The organism is Micromonospora sp. NPDC004704, assembly GCF_053601675.1.
On the sequence record NZ_JBSGCD010000007.1, the window covers coordinates 68,208 to 85,186 of the forward strand.

Here is a 16,979-nt window from a genome sequence, read left to right on the forward strand (position 1 = left end):
CGGCTCGGTGCGGCGCCGGCCGGACGATGGTTAGATGCCCATGAGCATTCCTGGCGGGAGCCGCCCGGTCGGGCCGGCATCAGCCGGAGAGGTAGTCGAGGAGGACGGATGGAGCTGTCGCTGACGACCCGCACCATCGCCGAGCACGCGGTGCTGGAGGTCGGTGGCGAGGTGGACGTCTACACCGCCCCCCGGCTCCGGGAACGGCTGATCGAGATGGTCGACGGCGGTGCCCGTCAGGTCGTGGTGGACCTGAGCCGGGTCGACTTCCTCGACTCCACCGGTCTCGGAGTGCTGGTCGGCGCACTGAAGCGGCTGCGCGCGGTGGGCGGCACCTTCGGGCTGGTCTGCGACAAGGAACCGCTGCTCAAGATCTTCCGGATCACCGCGCTGGACCAGGTCTTCCCGCTCTACCCCTCGATCGACGCGGCGACTGCGCCGGGCGCGGCGAACCCCACCGCGTGATGTCGACCGTCCGGTTGTCCTTCTCTCCCGCGCCGGTGCACGTCCGCACCGCGCGCCTGGTCGGGGTCGCGGTCGCCCGCCGGGCCGGCGTCGCCGAGGAACTGCTCGACGAGGTACGTCTGGCCATCGGCGAAGCCTGCACCCGCGCGGTGGCCCTGCACCGCCAGTACGGCCTGCGTGACCTGGTGCAGGTGGAGATGTCCGACGGCGGTTCCTACACGGTTCGGGTCACCGACCGGGCGCCGATCGAAGCCGGGTTGGGCCTGGCCGCGTTGCCCCCGGACGAGCTGGCAGACGAGTCGCTGACCGACGAGGCGCTCACTGTCGGAGTGGGCTTCGCCCTGCTCGCGGGCTTCGTCGAGGACCTTCAGGTGCGTCCCGTGGACGAGGGCATCGGCACCGAGGTGCGCATGGTCTGGCCGGTCGGCCGCTGACCGGTCATCCCCAGGTCGCAGTTCCCATAACAGATCAACTCCACTAGTACAGCGACGAAGATCATTGCGACACGGTGGGTGGGAATTGTGACCTCCAACACTGCGGACGGCTAGAGTACCCGGGGTTATCAGCAAGAGCCCTGGTCCCGCGCTCGCGTGACCGGGTGGTCACCGCTGAGCTGCAGCCTGGCCCGGCGGAGACGCTTGCGAACCGTGACTCCACGTGTGGAGACGCCGGGCCGGTCTCGTCCGCCGGCCGGCGCGAGTGTTGGGTACAGGAGGACATAGATGTCCACGACCTTCGCCGCCGAAAGCGGCGGGTTGTCCCTCACCGATCAGAACCTGTCGTACGTCATCATCGCCGCGGTCATCGCGCTGGTGGCGCTCGGCTTTGCCGCCGCCCTGACCCGGGCGGTACTGGCAACCGGTAGGGGCACACCAAAGATGCAGGAGATCGCGGCAGCGGTCCAGGAGGGCGCCTCGGCGTACCTCTTCCGGCAGTTCAGAACCCTCGCGATCTTCGTCGTACTGGCGGTGGTGCTGCTCTTCCTGCTGCCGGTGCACGACACCGACAACGAGACCCTGGTGAAGATCGGCCGGTCGGCCTTCTTCGTGGTCGGCGCGGTGTTCAGCGCGTTCATCGGCGGTGCAGGCATGGCCCTGGCCACCCGCGCCAACCTGCGGGTGGCCGCCGCCGCCCGGGAACACCAGGGCGGCAGGGAGAAGGCGATGCAGATCGCCTTCCGGACCGGTGGCGTCGTCGGCTTCCTCACCGTCGGGCTCGGCCTGTTCGGTGCGGCGCTGGTTGTCGTCCTGTTCCGGGCCGACGCGCCGACCGTGCTGGAAGGGTTCGGCTTCGGTGCCGCGCTGCTGGCCATGTTCATGCGGGTCGGCGGTGGCATCTTCACCAAGGCCGCCGACGTCGGCGCGGACCTGGTCGGCAAGGTCGAGAAGGGCATCCCCGAGGACGACCCGCGCAATGCCGCGACCATCGCCGACAACGTCGGTGACAACGTCGGCGACTGTGCCGGCATGGCCGCCGACCTGTTCGAGTCGTACGCGGTGACCCTGGTCGCCGCACTGATCCTCGGCCGGGCCGCGTTCGGCCAGGACGGCCTGGTCTTCCCGCTGATCATCTCCACCATCGGGGTGATCGTGGCGATCGTCGGGGTCTTCATCACCCGGCTCCGCGCCTCCGACCGGTCCGGGCTGACCGCGATCAACCGGGCCTTCTACGCCTCCGCAGTGCTGTCCGCGGTCCTGGTCGCGGCGATGTCCTTCGTCTACCTGCCGGCGACCTGGGCCGAACTGCTCGGCGACGAGTGGCGTACGCAGCTCGGCGTCACGGGTGACCTGCCGCTCGGCCCCCGCTGGGTGGCCATCGGCGCGGTGGTCATCGGCATCGTGCTCGCCGCCGCCATCCAGGCCCTGACCGGCTACTTCACCGAGACCAACAAGCGCCCGGTGCAGGACATCGGCAAGAGCTCGCTGACCGGACCGGCCACCGTCGTGCTCGCCGGCATCAGCATCGGGCTGGAGTCGGCGGTCTACTCCGCACTGCTGATCGCGGCCGGGGTCTTCGGGGCGTTCCTGCTCGGCGGCACCTCGATCGTGCTCTCCCTGTTCGCGGTGGCGCTGGCCGGCACCGGCCTGCTCACCACCGTCGGCGTGATCGTGGCCATGGACACCTTCGGCCCGATCTCGGACAACGCCCAGGGCATCGCCGAGATGTCCGGCGACATCGACGAGGCCGGCGCCCGTACGCTCACCGAGCTGGACGCCGTCGGCAACACCACCAAGGCGATCACCAAGGGCATCGCGATCGCCACCGCGGTGCTCGCCGCGACCGCCCTGTTCGGGTCGTACACCGACACGCTGCGCTCGGCGTACGCCGACGCGGGTGTGGGTGACGTCGGCGCCGAGATCCTGAACGCGCTGAACGTGGCCAACCCGCGCAACCTGGTCGGCCTGATCATCGGTGCGGCGGTGGTCTTCCTCTTCTCCGGGCTGGCCATCAACGCGGTCTCCCGCTCGGCCGGTGCCGTGGTGATGGAGGTACGCCGACAGTTCCGTGAGCTGCCCGGCATCATGGACTACAGCCAGCGCCCCGAGTACGGCAAGGTGGTCGACATCTGCACCCGGGACGCCCAGCGTGAGCTGGTCACCCCCGGACTGCTGGCCATCCTCGCCCCGATCGCGGTCGGCTTCGGCCTCGGTCCGGGCGCGCTCGCGTCGTACCTGGCCGGTGCGATCGGCGCCGGCACCCTGATGGCGGTCTTCCTGGCCAACTCCGGTGGGGCCTGGGACAACGCCAAGAAGCTGGTCGAGGACGGTGCCTACGGCGGCAAGGGTTCCGCCTCGCACGAGGCGACCATCATCGGTGACACCGTCGGTGACCCGTTCAAGGACACCGCCGGCCCGGCGATCAACCCGCTGATCAAGGTGATGAACCTGGTCTCGCTGCTGATCGCGCCGGCCGTGGTGGCGTGGAGCGTCGGGGGTGACCGGAACACCCCGTTGCGGATCGCCGTCGCGCTGGTCGCCGTACTGATCGTGGTGGGCGCGATGGTGTGGAGCAAGCGCAAGCCGATCGCGATGTCGGACGACGACTCCGGTTCGGGTGCCACGGGTAGCGCCGAGCAGCGCCCCGAGACGATCACCGCCTGATCGGGTTCGTGACGCAGGACGGGCCCCTCGGTGTCGCTCGGGTGACAACGAGGGGCCCGTCCCCGGCCGGGACGCGGAGGGCGTACGGCTGTGCCACCGCACCGCCCGGCGCAACCCGTACGCTGCAACGCATGCGTACGCCCCGCGCGCCGGCCGCCGGGATTCTCCCGGCGGTTCTGTGCACCCTCGTGTTGCTGACCGGATGTGGTGGGGGCCCGACGGCACCGGCCTGGGCGGCTTCGGTCTGCGAGGCGTTAGCCCCCTGGCGGCTCGAGATCAATGCCCTGACCAGCAGTGCCCAGCAGCAGATGACGGCGCAGACGACACCCGCGCAGGCCAAGGAGAACCTGGTCCGGATGATGGCCGGTGCGGAACAGGCGAGCGAGACCGCCCGTCGCGGCGTGGCCGACGCGGGCGTACCCGACGTGTCCCAGGGTGCAGAGGTGTCCCGTGGTTTCCTCGACTCGCTCACCGAGGTCCGCGACGCGTACGGCCGGGCCAGGCGGACGATCGAGGGGCTGAGCATCGGCCAGTCGGGTCCGTTCTACGACGGGGTGAAGGCGGCGGTGGACACCCTCAACGAGGAGTACGACGCGAGCGCCCTGGACACCAGCACACTTGATTCACCGGAGTTGAAGCAGGCCTTCGACGAGGTCCCGGAGTGTCGCTGACCACGCCATCCCCCGATTCACCGCCGGTGGAGTCCTCCGGACCACCGGCGGGGGAGGCGCTGGCACTGGTACCGCCCGATCCACCCGATCCGCCGGTTTTGCTCGACCCAGCCGACCCAGCCGACCCACCCGACCCGGCCGACCCACCCGACCCGGTCGAGCCGCCGGAACCGGTCGAACCGGCGGACCCACCCGAGCCTGCGGTTCCGCCGGTGCGGCAGTTGTCGCTGTTCGGGGTGGAGGCGACCGATCCGTCGCCGGCCGACCTCACCGGCCTGCTCGTCGGCCCCGGACAGGTGGTCCGGATGGGCGGGACGGCCAGGGTCTCGGTGGTGGTCGACACCGCCTGGCGGGTGCACGTGCTCGTGGCCGAGCTGGCCCTGCGCGGGCTGCACGCGAGCTGGGAGCCGACCGAGGACCAACGGCACGAGGTACGGACGTCGTACGCGACCACGCTCGCCCCGCTCGCCGGGAGCTGGTTGCGCGGTACGGCGAAACGACCGCCGGCCGGGCTGCACCTCAACGGGCGACGGCTGCGGCTCTGGGTGGCCGCGGCGGGCAGCCCCGAACCGCCCGGTTTCCTGCTCCGGCTCGGTGAGACCGAGGAGAGCTGCTGGGAGGCGGTCGGGGCGGCGCTCGCCGCGATCGGGCTGCCGGCCGTACTGTTGCTGCCCCGGGCCGGGGGTCCGGCGTACCGGATCACGGGTCGACGCCGGTTGGCCCGGCTGGTGGAGCTGGTGGGTGAGCGGCCGGCGGCGGCACCGGCGGCGACCTGGCCGGCTCTTGCAGTTTAGATCCCCTTTGGCGGTTTGTCGCCTTTCAGTGCTGTTCTTCCGCTTTAATACTTCCAGTGTTCATTTGGAACCAATCCGGCTCACTGTCCGATGGCAGACAGCCGCCCGGAGATTTGGGAGATAATCCAGCAAATAGCGGCATTCGGAGGAGATCGTCGCCGCTAATGGATCCAGGCCGATTCATCGTCGGTGTACGGTGTCGCCGTCCGGGATGAACCACGAAGCCGGCTCCGGGGTCCAGCGTTCGCCCTGCTCCGTGGGGGTCTTCGCGGCCCGCGCAACCCGGACGCCGCGCAGCGCGTTACGTTGGACGTTCAACGCGGCGCCGCAGTGGTGGCAGCCCGGTCGGAAGGCGGACCACGGTGGTCCGCGGGGCGAGAAGTCGTGAGTGAGGTCGGGGAGAGACGTGCCGAGTAACGCCAAGAGCACCCGTCTGGTCATCGTCGAGTCACCGGCGAAGGCCAAGACGATCTCGGGCTATCTCGGCCCGGGTTACATCGTCGAGGCCAGCCTGGGGCACGTCCGTGACCTGCCGCGCAACGCCGCCGACGTGCCCGCCAAATACAAGAAGGAGCCGTGGGCCCGGCTCGGGGTCGACGTCGACCACGGCTTCACCGCCCTCTACGTCGTCTCCGCCGACCGGCGCCAGCAGATCGCCAAGCTGACCAAACTGGCCAAGGAGGTGGACGAGGTCTACCTCGCCACCGATGAGGACCGCGAGGGCGAGGCGATCGCCTGGCACCTGGTCGAGACGCTCAAGCCGCGCGTCCCGGTCAAGCGGATGGTCTTCCACGAGATCACCAAGCCGGCGATCCAGGCCGCCGTGGCCAACCCCCGGGAGATCGACCAGGACCTGGTCGACGCCCAGGAGGCCCGCCGCATCCTCGACCGGCTGTACGGCTACGAGGTCTCCCCGGTGCTCTGGAAGAAGGTCATGCCGAGGCTGTCGGCCGGCCGGGTCCAGTCGGTGGCGACCAGGATCGTGGTCGAGCGGGAACGGCAGCGGATGGCCTTCCGCACCGCCGAGTACTGGGACATCCTGGCCACCCTGGCCGTGGGCCAGGCCGGCGAGGGGCCGCGTACGTTCCACGCCACTTTGATCGGACTCAACGGCGACCGGATCGCCACCGGCCGGGACTTCGAACCGACCACCGGCCGGGTGAAGCCGGGCGCCGGGGTGACCCACCTCGACGGCGACGGTGCCCGTGGGCTCGCCGCCCGGCTCGACGGGCGGCCGTTCACCGTCACCCGGGTCGAGGAGAAGCCCTACCGGCGCCGGCCGTACGCGCCGTTCATCACCTCCACCCTCCAGCAGGAGGCGGCCCGGAAGCTGCGCCTGTCGTCCCAGCAGACGATGCGCACCGCCCAGCGGCTGTACGAGAACGGCTACATCACCTATATGCGTACCGACTCGGTGAACCTGTCGGAGACCGCCATCGCGGCGGCCCGCCGGCAGATCGCCGAGCTGTACGGCGAGCGCAACGTGCCGCCGGAGCCGCGCCGCTACACCGGCAAGGTGAAGAACGCGCAGGAGGCGCACGAGGCGATCCGCCCGGCCGGCGACCATTTCCGTACGCCGGGTGAGGTGGCCAACGAGCTGTCCGGTGAGGAGTTCCGGCTCTACGAGCTGATCTGGCGCCGGACCATCGCCTCCCAGATGACCGACGCGGTCGGCTCCAGCGTCTCGGTCCGGATCCGCGCGGTCACCACGGCCGGCGAGGAGGCCGACTTCGGCGCCACCGGCAAGACCATCACCGATCCGGGCTTCCTGCGGGCGTACGTGGAGTCCTCCGACGACGAGAACGCCGAGGCCGAGGACGCCGAACGGCGGCTGCCGAACCTGGTCAAGGACCAGCCGCTGACCGCCGAGCAGCTCGCCGCGACCGGGCACACCACCCAGCCGCCGTCCCGCTACACCGAAGCCTCGCTGGTCAAGTCGCTGGAGGAGCTGGGCATCGGCCGCCCGTCGACGTACGCGTCGATCATGCAGACCATCCAGGACCGGGGGTACGTCTTCAAGCGCGGTCAGGCGCTGATCCCGTCCTTCCTGGCGTTCGCCGTGGTCGGCCTGCTGGAGCAGCACTACCCGCGCCTGGTCGACTACAACTTCACCGCCGCGATGGAGAACGAGCTGGACGAGATCGCCGGCGGCGACCACGCCGCGGTCGACTTCCTCACCTCGTTCTACTTCGGCAGCGACGTCGCCGGTGACGACTCGGTGGCCCGCTCCGGCGGGCTGAAGAAGATGGTCACCGAGAACCTGAGCGACATCGACGCGCGCAGCGTCAACTCGATCCCGCTGTTCCGCGACGACGAGGGTCGCGACGTGGTGGTCCGGGTCGGCCGGTACGGGCCGTACCTGCAACGGACCCTGGCCGGTCCGGAGGTGGAGGCGCCCGCGCCGGCCGCCGCCGAGACCGGTGGCGAGGACGGCGGTCAGCCGGAGGACGGTGGACCGTCGGGCGACAGGGTGTCGATCCCGGAGGGTGTCGCGCCGGACGAGCTGACCCCGGAGAAGGTCAACGAGTTCTTCCTCGGCGGCGGTGGTGAGCGCAAGCTCGGCGAGCACCCGGAGACCGGTGAGCCGATCCTGCTCAAGTCCGGCCGCTTCGGCCCGTACGTCTCCAGTGGTGACCGCAAGTCGTCGCTGCTCAAGTCGCAGTCGCCGGACGACATTTCGCTCACCGAGGCGTTGCGGTTGCTCACCCTGCCCCGGGTGGTGGGGCTGGCGCCGGACGGTGCGGAGGTGCTCGCCGCCGCCGGCCGCTACGGCCCGTACGTCAAGCAGGGCGACGAGTTCCGCTCGCTGGACTCCGAGGACAAGATCTTCACGGTCACCCTGGAGGAGGCGTTGGCGCTGCTCGCCGCGCCGAAGACCCGACAGCGGCGGGCTGCCGCGCCGCCGTTGCGGGAGATGGGTGCCGACCCGCTGACCGAGAAGCCGTTGGTGATCAAGGACGGCCGGTTCGGCCCGTACGTGACCGACGGGGAGGTCAACGCGTCGCTGCGGCGGGGCCAGACCCCGGAGTCGCTGACCCTCGAAGAGGCCTCGGAGATGCTCGCCGACAAGCGGGCCAAGGGGCCGGCGCCGAAGAAGGCCCCGGCGAAGAAGGCGGCGGCCAAGAAGGCCCCGGCGAAGAAGGCGACCGCGGCGGCCGGGACGGACACCCCGGCGAAGAAGACCACCGCCAAAAAGGCCGCCCCCCGGAAGGCCCCGCGAAAGGCGACCGCCGCAAAATCGACCACCGCGACGAAGAAGGCCGCTCCGGCGAAGGCGACCGACCGGGCCGAGTAACTGAACGGGTGAATGGCCGCCGGATCGGATTTTCCGGTTCGGCGGCATGCCTTACGCTCCACCGGTGGTACGACGGGGGATATTCGGTGGACATCGGCAGACAATGCTGTTGTTTTCGGCCGCATTGGCAGTGGTGCTGATCGGTCTCGGTGGTGTCGGTCTGAACGCCGACTGGTGGGGTGGTTCGGCACCGCGTACCGCCGTGTGGGTGGGTGCCCCGAGTGGTTCGCCGGGGGCGTCCTCCGGGGGCGCGGCGACGTCGAACGCCCGGCTGGACGCGCAGGGCCGGCGGCTGTTCACCGTGCTGGGCGCGGGCGACGTACTGGTCCATCCGGCCGTGTCGGAGCAGGCGAAGCGGGACGCGACCCGGAGCGGCAAGCCCGGTGGTTTCGACTTCCTGCCGATGTTCGAGCCGGTCGCACCGGCCATCGCCGCCGCCGACCTGGCCATCTGCCACCTGGAGATCCCGCTCGCACCGGCCGCCGGCCCGTTCCTCGGTTATCCCCAGTTCAGCGCCCCGCCCCAGGTGGTCGACGGGCTGAAGCGGGCCGGCTTCGACGCCTGCTCGACCGCCTCGAACCACACCATGGACCAGGGCCCGCAGGGGGTGACCCGGACCCTGGACGCGCTCGACGCGGCCGGGCTCGGCCACTCCGGGAGCGCCCGCAACGCCCAGGAGGCCGGCACGCCGAGGATCTACCAGGCGGCCGGGGTCAGCGTCGGGCACCTGTCGTACACCCTGAACTTCAACGGGCTGCAACGGCCGGTGGGCAAGCTCTGGATGGCCAACCTGATCGAGCCGGACAAGATCCTGGCCGCGGCGGCCCGGCTCCGCGCGGCCGGCGCCGAGATCGTCGTGCTCAGCCTGCACTGGGGTACGGAATACCAGCATCTGCCCGACGCCAATCAGTTGGACTGGGTGCAGCCGTTGATCAACTCACCCGATATCGACCTGATCCTCGGACACCACGCGCACGTGGTGCAGCCGTTCGAGCAGTTTGGCGACAAGTGGGTCGTTTACGGCATGGGTAACCAATTAGCGCGACATTCCGACCCGGTGAACGACAACCGCGAGGGTGTCATGGCGAAAATTACCTTTACGGAAATTGCCCCGAAAAAGTGGAAGATAACCGAGGCTGCGGCAATTCCGATCTGGACCGAACTCACGCCCGACATCCGGCTGGTGGACCTCGCCGCCGCGCTCGCCGACCCGACCCTGCCGCAGGCCCGCCGCCAGGTCTACCAGGGTGCGTACACCCGGATCACCGGGTACCTGAACGCCCGTGGCGCCGCCGAGGACGGGCTGAAGGTGCTGTCCCGTACCGGCTGACGGGTGCGGTCAGGCGCCGAGGACCCGCTCGGTGTAGGCGTTGGCGAAGACCCGTGACGGATCGAGCCGGTCCCGTACGGCCACGAAGTCGTCGAACCTCGGGTAGGCCGGCCGCAGCGACTCGGCGTCCCGGTAGTGCAGCTTGCCCCAGTGCGGCCGACCGCCCCACTCCGTCACGAGCCGTTCGAACGCCCGGAAGTACGGCTCGTACGGCGCCCCGACGTACTGGTGGATCGCCAGGTACGCGGACTCCCGCTGGTAGCCGTGCGACAGCCAGATGTCGTCCGGCGCGGTGAACCGCACCTCGACCGGGAACTGCACCTTGAACGGCAGCCCGTCGACCACCCGGTGCAGCGCCGCCAGCGCCTCGGGCAGGACGGCGCGGGGCAGGCCGTACTCCATCTCGGTGAACCGGACCCGGCGCGGGGTGCAGAAGACCCGGTCGGACCGGCCGGTGTAGGTCCGGGCGGTGAGCGCGCGGGCCGAGATCGCGCTGATCGGCGGGACCAGGGCAGGCACCGCCCGACCCAGCCGGCAGGCTCCGGCGAAGACGGTGTTGGCCAGGAACTCGTCGTCGAGCCAGCCCCGGAACCGGGGCAGCGGCCGGTCGTCGGCCGGCACCCGGTTGTTCGTCTTGACCTGCACCCGGTCGGTGTACGGGAACCAGTAGAACTCGAAGTGGTCGTTGCCGGCGATCAGGTCGGGCAGGTCGGCCAGGACCGCCGCCAGCGGTGCCGGCCGCTCGTCGGCCCGGAGCACGAACGCGTCCACGCAGCGCAGGGTGACCTCGGTGATGATGCCCAGCGCACCCAACCCGACCCGCGCGGCGGCGAACGGCTCAGGGTCGTTCTCGGCCGAGCAGTGCCGTACCTCCCCGGTGCCGGTGACCAGGGTGAGCGCGGTGACGAAGGTGGAGAGGCAGCCGTAACCGGCCCCGGTGCCGTGGGTGCCGGTGGAGATGGCACCGGCGATGGTCTGGGCGTCGATGTCACCGAGGTTCGGCATGGCCAGCCCGTGTCGGGCCAGCAGTACGTTGAGTTCGCACAGCTCCAGCCCGGCCGGCACGGTGACCAGCCGCCGTTCGGGGTCGACCCGGACCGGCCCGGCGAGGTTCGTCAGCTCCACCCGCCGGTCGTCCGTACGGGCGATGTCGGTGAAGGAGTGGCCGCTGCCGACCGCCTTGATCCGGTGCCCGCCCGACGCGGCGGCCCGTACGGCGTCCGCCAGTTCCTCCACGCTCGACGGTCGGAGTACGGCGGTCGCGGTGGCCCGCTGGTTGCCGGCCCAGTTGCGCCAGTCCGGCCCGGACACGGGCTTCGGTGGCGTCGCGCCGAGCGGCGACACCGCGCCGGATGGCGACGGGGTGCTGGCCATGCAGCCTCCAGAGCCGAATATGAGTAGCATTCATATCAGGCTTCGATGCGATGAGTAAACATCGCACACCAGGTCCGATCGTTAATCCAGGTAACGTTTCGAACTCGCGACGTGCAGACACATCTCATCCGTCGAAGGGGGAGTGGCGACGCGTGTCCACATCAACCGCCACGAGTGGTCCACTACGCCGCGTCCCGGTGCAGGGTCGCAGCGTTGCCAGGGTGCAGCGCATGCTCGACGCCTGCGCCGAACTGGTCGACGAGGTGGGCTACGAGGGGCTGACCACGACCCTGCTCGCCGAGCGGGCAGAGGTGGCGATCGGCTCCGTCTACCAGTTCTTCCCGGACAAGCGGGCCATCGTGCAGGCGCTCACGCTGCGCAACATGGAGGCGTACCTCGAACGGCTGGCCGAACGGTTCTCCCAGGGCGACCTCGCCCACTGGTGGGACGGGGTCGACGCCGGGATCGACGAGTACATCGCCATGCACCGGGTGGTGCCCGGTTTCCGTACGCTGCACTTCGGCGACGTGGTCGACGTGCACCTGCTCGACGAGCAGCGGGACAACAACGGCGTGATTGCCGAACAGCTCGCCCGGGTGCTGGTCGAACAGTTCGGGATCACCGACGGCCCACCGCTGCGCTTCGCGCTGGAGATCGCGGTCGAGGCCGCCGACGCCCTGATCAAGCTCGCCTTCCGGCGGGACCAGGACGGCGACGAGCGGGTTCTCGCCGAGGCCAAGGCGCTGATCCGCGAATACCTGCACCGGCAGGTCGGTGCCGCGTCGGCCGTACCGGTCGCGTCAGCCGTGCCGGTCGCGTCAGCCGTGCCGGAGCAGCCGGGAGCAGGTGCCGGTGCGGACGGACCGGTCGTGGTCGGGGTCGCCCAACCGGCGGACGGCCCGATCGGCTGACCGGTCGACCCGGTCCGCACCGACGCCCACCGGTCAACCGGCGGGTGCCGCCGGCCCGGTTCAGCGCAGCCACCGGGCCGGATCAGCGGAGCCACCGGCCGGGTTCAGAGGAACGCGTGGCCCTCGCCCCGGTAGCTCGGCACCGTCGCCACCACCTGCTCACCCTCGATCAGGTGCAGCTCGTTGACGTGCTCGCTCAGCTCACCGGCCTTGGCGTGCCGGAACCAGACCCGGTCACCGACGGCCAACGTGTCCGCCACCTGCCCGGCCAGCGGTGTCTGCACCTCCCCGGCGCCCTCCGAGCCGGTCAGCCGCAGTCCCGCCGGTAGCCAGGGCTCGGGCAGCCGGCTGGGGTCGGCCGGGCCGGAGGCGATCCAACCGCCGCCGAGCACCGTCGCCAGGCCCGGCGCCGGGCGGCGTACGACGGCGAGGGCGAAGAACGCGGCCGGGACCGGTCGCCAGGCGCGGTAACCGTCGAACAGGGTCGGCCCGTACAGCCCCGAACCGGCGGTGATCTCGGTCACGGACGGGTCCGCGCCGGTGGCGGCCACGCTCCCGGTGCCGCCGCCGTTGACGAAGGCCAGGTCGGCGTACTCGCGTACGGCGGCCACCGCCGCGCCGCGCCGGGCCAGCAGTTCCGGGTACGACCAGTGCTGCAACGCCCGGATCGCCACCCCGCGCATGGCCTGTCCGGGCGGGGCGTCGGCGAGCCCGGCGATCTGTGCCTCGTACGACATCAGTCCGACCAGCCGGAACCCGCGACGGGCCGTCACCCGGGCGGCCAGCGCGCCCGCGGCGGCGGCCGAGTGCACCGGGGAACGGCGTACCCCGATGTGCAGCCGACCCCCGGCGGGGCGCCACGAGGCGTCGAGGTCGAGGCAGACCCGGATCGGCTCCCGGTGCTGGGCCGGGACGACCGTGTCGATCAGGTCGAGCTGCTCCGGGCTGTCCACCATCAGGGTCACCGCCGAGGCCAGCTCGGGGTCGGCGGCCAGCTCGGCCAGCGCCGCCCGGTCCACACTCGGGTACGCCACCAGCGCGTCGTCCGTCACACCGGCTCGGACCAGCCAGATCGCCTCGCGGACCGTGTACGCCATCACCCCGTGCCAGCCCGGCCGGGCCAGCGTCCGGCCGAGCAGATCCCGGCAGCGGACCGACTTGCTCGCCACCCGCAACGGCTTGCCGGCCGCGCGGGCGGTGAGCGCGTCGGCGTTGCCGTCGAAGGCGGTCAGGTCGACCGCCGCGAAGGGCGGGTCGAGGTGGGCGGTCGCCCGGTCCAGGCGGGTGCGCAGGTCGTCACGGGCGATTGCTTCCTCGGTGGGCACATGTGCACGCTAACGGGCGGGCAGCCAATGCGAAACACCCTCGCGTATGGGCGGGTCGCTGCGCCCTTCCCCGCACCCCCGGCCCCGGGATCAGGGGAATGTCGGGGACCTGGCGCGTTCGGGCCGCGATTAGAGTGTGTCCGGGGGAGCCCAGCGATGGGCCGGGCACTCGGAGGTACGGCCATCGACACGAACAGCAGCGGCGAGCCAGGAGCGACATCCTCGGCAGCGTCGTCCACCACCCAGGTCGACCGGACGGGCTACCAGGCACTCCGGTCGGTTCTGCGGATCCGACCCTTCCGCAGGCTCTGGCTGGTGCTCGGTGCGGCTTCGTTCGCTGACTGGCTCGGCCTGCTGGCCACCTCGATCTTCGCGGCCACCCAGGTCAGCGGCGACACCGCGAAGGGTTTGGCGTTCGGTGGCGTGATCGCGGTCCGGCTGCTGCCGGCGCTGCTGCTCGGCCCGGTGGCCGGTGTGCTCGCCGACCGGTTCGACCGGCGCCTCACCATGGTCGTCTGCGACCTGCTGCGCTTCGTGCTCTTCGCCTCGATCCCGCTGGCCGCACTGCTGAACGTCGGCGGTGGACTGGTCGTCGGCTGGGCGGCGGTGGCCACCTTCCTGATCGAGGCGATCACCCTGATCTGGATCCCGGCCAAGGAGGCCGCGGTCCCGAACCTGATCCCGCGTACCCGGCTGGAGGTGGCCAACCAGCTCACGCTGATCACCACCTACGGGGTGACCCCGGTGCTGGCCGCGGTCAGCATCGCGGTGCTCGACCGCAGCGTCCGCGCCGTCTCCGGTGGGCCGCCGCAGGGCTGGAACGACCCCACCCAACTGGCGCTCTACTTCAACTCGCTGAGCCGGCTCGCCACCGCGCTGGTCGTCTTCTTCGGCATCCGGGAGATCAGCGGTCGCGCCGGCGCCCGGGAGGGTGGCGGCCAGGAGAGCGTGCTGCGGCAGTTCGTCGACGGGTGGAAGTTCATCGGGAAGACCCCGCTGATCCGTGGCCTGGTGCTGGGCATCTTCGGCGCCTTCGCCGGTGGCGGTGTGGTGATCGGTACGGCGAACTTCTTCACCAAGTCGCTCAGCGCCGGCGAGGCCGCGTTCTACCTGCTCTTCGGCTCGATCTTCGTCGGCCTCTCGGTCGGCATCGGCCTCGGCCCGATGATCGTCCGGGAGATGTCCCGGCGCCGCTGGTTCGGCATGAGCATCGTCCTGGCCAGCGCGTCCGTGCTGGTGCTCGCCGCCGCCATCCACCTGTCGATGGCGATCCTCGGCGCGGTCCTGGTCGGTGCCGGCGCCGGCATGGCGTTCCTGGCCGGTACCACCCTGCTCGGCGGCGAGGTCGCCGACGAGGTACGCGGCCGGGTCTTCGCGGTGGTGCAGACCGGCACCCGACTGGTGCTGATCCTGGCCATCTCGGTCAGCAGCCTGCTCGTCGGCGTCGGTGGCTCCCGCCAACTGCGCATCGCCGACCTGGGCATCTCCGTCTCGTCCACCCGCCTGCTGCTGCTCGTCGCCGGAGTCGCCGGGATCTTCGCCGGCATCAACGCGTTCCGCCAGATGGACGACAAGCCGGGCGTACCGATCCTGGCGGACCTGTGGGGGTCGATCCGGGGGCGTCCGCTCTCCCCGGCCGAGCCGTTCGCCTCGACCGGCGCCTTCGTGGTCTTCGAGGGCGGTGAGGGGGCCGGCAAGTCCACCCAGGTCACCGCGCTGGCCGAGGCACTGCGGGGAGAGGGACGAGAGGTGCTGGTGACCCGGGAACCGGGCGCGACCGACGTGGGCGTTCGGATCCGTTCCCTGGTGCTCGACAGTGTGGCGGCCGGTGCCGTACCGCTGTCCCCGCGTGCCGAGGCACTGCTCTACGCCGCCGACCGGGCCCATCACGTCGCCACCGTGGTCCGCCCGGCGCTGGCCCGGGGGGCGGTGGTGATCAGCGACCGGTACGTCGACTCGTCCCTGGCCTACCAGGGTGCCGGTCGTACGCTTCCGGTCGACGAGGTCTCCTGGCTCTCTGCCTGGGCGACCGGTGGGCTCAAGCCCGACCTGGTGGTGCTGCTCGACGTCGACCCCCGGGCCGGGCTGGACCGGGTCGCGGCCCGGGGCGAGGGCACCGACCGGCTGGAGGGCGAGTCGCTCGACTTCCACGACCGGGTCCGGGACGCCTTCCTCGACCTGGCCGCCGCCGACCCCAAGCGTTACCTGGTGCTCGACGGGAGCGGCCCGATCGAGCGGATCTCCGACACGGTCGCCCAGCGGGTCCGGGGCATGCTCACCGACCCGGAGACCATCGTCCATCCCGACCCGGCGAAGCCGCTGGACCCGTCGGTGGAACCGAGGACGCCGGAGATCGACGTCCCGCGCCCTGGCGCCGCCGCAGTCGGCGGTTCCGGCGCCGGCGGTTCTACCGGGTCCGGTTCGGGCTCCGGTGACGGGGCGGGTGGCCTGGAGTTGGAGCGGCGGTCCTGATGCCCGATGTCTTCGCCGACCTCGTCGGCCAGGACGAGGCGACCGTGACCCTGCGTCGGGCGGGCGCCTCGGCGGCGGAGGTGGTCCGGGTCGGTGCCGCGATCACCGACCCGGCGGCCGTCACGAACAGCGCGATGACCCACGCGTGGATCTTCACCGGGCCACCGGGATCCGGCCGGTCCGTCGCCGCCCGCGCGTTCGCCGCCGCGTTGCAGTGCGAACGGGGAACCGGCTGCGGTGACTGCGCCGGCTGCCACACCACGCTCGCCGGCACCAACGCCGACGTACGGTTCGTGGTCCCCGAGGGCCTCTCCATCGGGGTCGGTGAGATGCGGGCCCTGGTGCTCCGGTCGGCGAGCACCCCGTCCGGCGGGCGCTGGCAGGTGGTGGTCATCGAAGACGCCGACCGGCTCACCGAGGCAGCCGGAAACGCCCTGCTCAAGGCGATCGAGGAACCGCCCCCGCGTACGGTCTTCCTGCTCTGCACCCCGTCCACCCACCCGGACGACGTCTCGGTGACGATCCGGTCCCGGTGCCGGGTGGTGCCGTTGCGCCAACCGGCGGCCGAGGCGGTGGCGGCCGTACTCGCCGAGCGGGACGGGGTGGCCCCGGACCTGGCCACCTGGGCGGCAGCCGCGTCACAGGGGCATGTCGGCCGGGCCCGCCGGTTGGCCCGCGACCCGGAGGCCCGCAAGCGGCGGGACGCGGTACTGGCCGTACCCCGGCGCCTGACCGGGGTCGGGGCCTGTTTCGACGCCGCCGCCACACTGATCGACTCGGCCGAGGCGGAGGCGGAGGCGGCGGTGGCCGAGTCGGACGCGAGCGAACGGGCCGCGTTGCAGACCGCGCTGGGCGCGGGCGGCACCGGCAAGGGTGCCGCCGGTGCGGCGCGCGGCTCCGCCGGACAGCTCAAGGACCTGGAACGCCGGCAGAAGTCGCGGGCCACCCGGGCGCAACGGGACGCGCTGGACCGAGCCCTGGTCGACCTGGCCGGCTTCTACCGGGACGTGCTGGCGGTGACCCTCGGTGCCCCGGTCGCACCGGTGCACACCGACACCGCACCGCTGGCGAGCGCGGCGGCGGCGAAGTGGGCACCGGAGGCCGCGTTGCGCCGGCTGGAGGCGGTGCTCGCCTGCCGTACGGCGATCGACACGAACGTCAAGCCCCGGATCGCCGTCGAGGCGATGATGCTCGCCCTCTGGCGCGGCTGAGCACAGCCGCCCGTACGGGGTTCCGCTCGG

12 protein-coding genes are annotated in these 16,979 nt (G+C 71.3%); 10 read left to right on the plus strand and 2 right to left on the minus strand.

The features are described from left to right. The first annotated feature begins 108 nt into the window (after positions 1-108). The 7 genes from ACWEFB_RS11775 (at position 109) to ACWEFB_RS11805 (ending at position 9,656) form a co-directional block, all read left to right on the plus strand. Entirely contained in the window at positions 109-465 is a 357-nt protein-coding gene (locus ACWEFB_RS11775) for an STAS domain-containing protein (protein ID WP_452284704.1), read from the plus strand. Next, positions 462-899: an ATP-binding protein gene (locus tag ACWEFB_RS11780; protein WP_452284706.1), complete on the plus strand. Its 438-nt coding sequence runs from the start codon at positions 462-464 to the stop codon at positions 897-899. The genes ACWEFB_RS11775 and ACWEFB_RS11780 overlap by 4 nt, the downstream gene beginning before the upstream one ends. Positions 900-1,187: 288 nt before the next feature. Further along, a complete protein-coding gene (locus ACWEFB_RS11785; protein ID WP_452284707.1) occupies positions 1,188-3,566 on the plus strand; it encodes a sodium-translocating pyrophosphatase in 2,379 nt (792 codons plus the stop codon). A gap of 131 nt (positions 3,567-3,697) precedes the next feature. Then, positions 3,698-4,237 carry a hypothetical protein gene (locus tag ACWEFB_RS11790; protein ID WP_452284709.1) on the plus strand — a complete coding sequence of 180 codons (540 nt, stop codon included), beginning with the start codon at positions 3,698-3,700 and terminating at the stop codon, positions 4,235-4,237. 98 nt (positions 4,238-4,335) lie between these two features. Further along, on the plus strand, positions 4,336-5,031 hold the full coding sequence (locus ACWEFB_RS11795; RefSeq protein ID WP_452285142.1) for a hypothetical protein: 696 nt from the start codon (positions 4,336-4,338) through the stop codon (positions 5,029-5,031). Between the two features lie 406 nt (positions 5,032-5,437). Continuing rightward, the gene (topA, locus tag ACWEFB_RS11800; RefSeq protein ID WP_452284711.1) at positions 5,438-8,326 is read left to right on the plus strand and encodes a type I DNA topoisomerase; all 2,889 of its coding nucleotides are present in this window, start codon (positions 5,438-5,440) and stop codon (positions 8,324-8,326) included. Between the two features lie 103 nt (positions 8,327-8,429). Beyond that, positions 8,430-9,656, plus strand: a complete 1,227-nt coding sequence (locus ACWEFB_RS11805) for a CapA family protein (RefSeq protein WP_452284713.1) — start codon at positions 8,430-8,432, stop codon at positions 9,654-9,656. A gap of 9 nt (positions 9,657-9,665) precedes the next feature. On the opposite strand, the gene ACWEFB_RS11810 is transcribed toward ACWEFB_RS11805, so the two are convergent. Further along, entirely contained in the window at positions 9,666-11,030 is a 1,365-nt protein-coding gene (locus ACWEFB_RS11810; RefSeq protein ID WP_452284715.1) for a D-arabinono-1,4-lactone oxidase, read from the minus strand. A 230-nt stretch (positions 11,031-11,260) separates the two neighbouring features. On the opposite strand from ACWEFB_RS11810, the gene ACWEFB_RS11815 reads away from it, so the two are divergent. Continuing rightward, positions 11,261-11,941: a TetR/AcrR family transcriptional regulator gene (locus ACWEFB_RS11815; RefSeq protein ID WP_452285144.1), complete on the plus strand. Its 681-nt coding sequence runs from the start codon at positions 11,261-11,263 to the stop codon at positions 11,939-11,941. 104 nt (positions 11,942-12,045) lie between these two features. Here the strand turns inward: ACWEFB_RS11815 and ACWEFB_RS11820 are convergent, their stop codons facing one another. Further along, the gene (locus tag ACWEFB_RS11820) at positions 12,046-13,266 is read right to left on the minus strand and encodes an amino acid deaminase/aldolase (RefSeq protein WP_442792074.1); all 1,221 of its coding nucleotides are present in this window, start codon (positions 13,264-13,266) and stop codon (positions 12,046-12,048) included. 315 nt (positions 13,267-13,581) lie between these two features. Here ACWEFB_RS11820 and tmk point away from each other — a divergent pair, with 315 nt between their 5' ends. Both tmk and ACWEFB_RS11830 read left to right on the plus strand, forming a co-directional pair. Then, on the plus strand, positions 13,582-15,738 hold the full coding sequence (gene tmk / locus ACWEFB_RS11825; protein WP_452285146.1) for a dTMP kinase: 2,157 nt from the start codon (positions 13,582-13,584) through the stop codon (positions 15,736-15,738). Beyond that, the gene (locus tag ACWEFB_RS11830) at positions 15,738-16,949 is read left to right on the plus strand and encodes a DNA polymerase III subunit delta' (protein WP_452284717.1); all 1,212 of its coding nucleotides are present in this window, start codon (positions 15,738-15,740) and stop codon (positions 16,947-16,949) included. The genes tmk and ACWEFB_RS11830 overlap by 1 nt, the downstream gene beginning before the upstream one ends. Positions 16,950-16,979 lie beyond the last annotated feature (30 nt).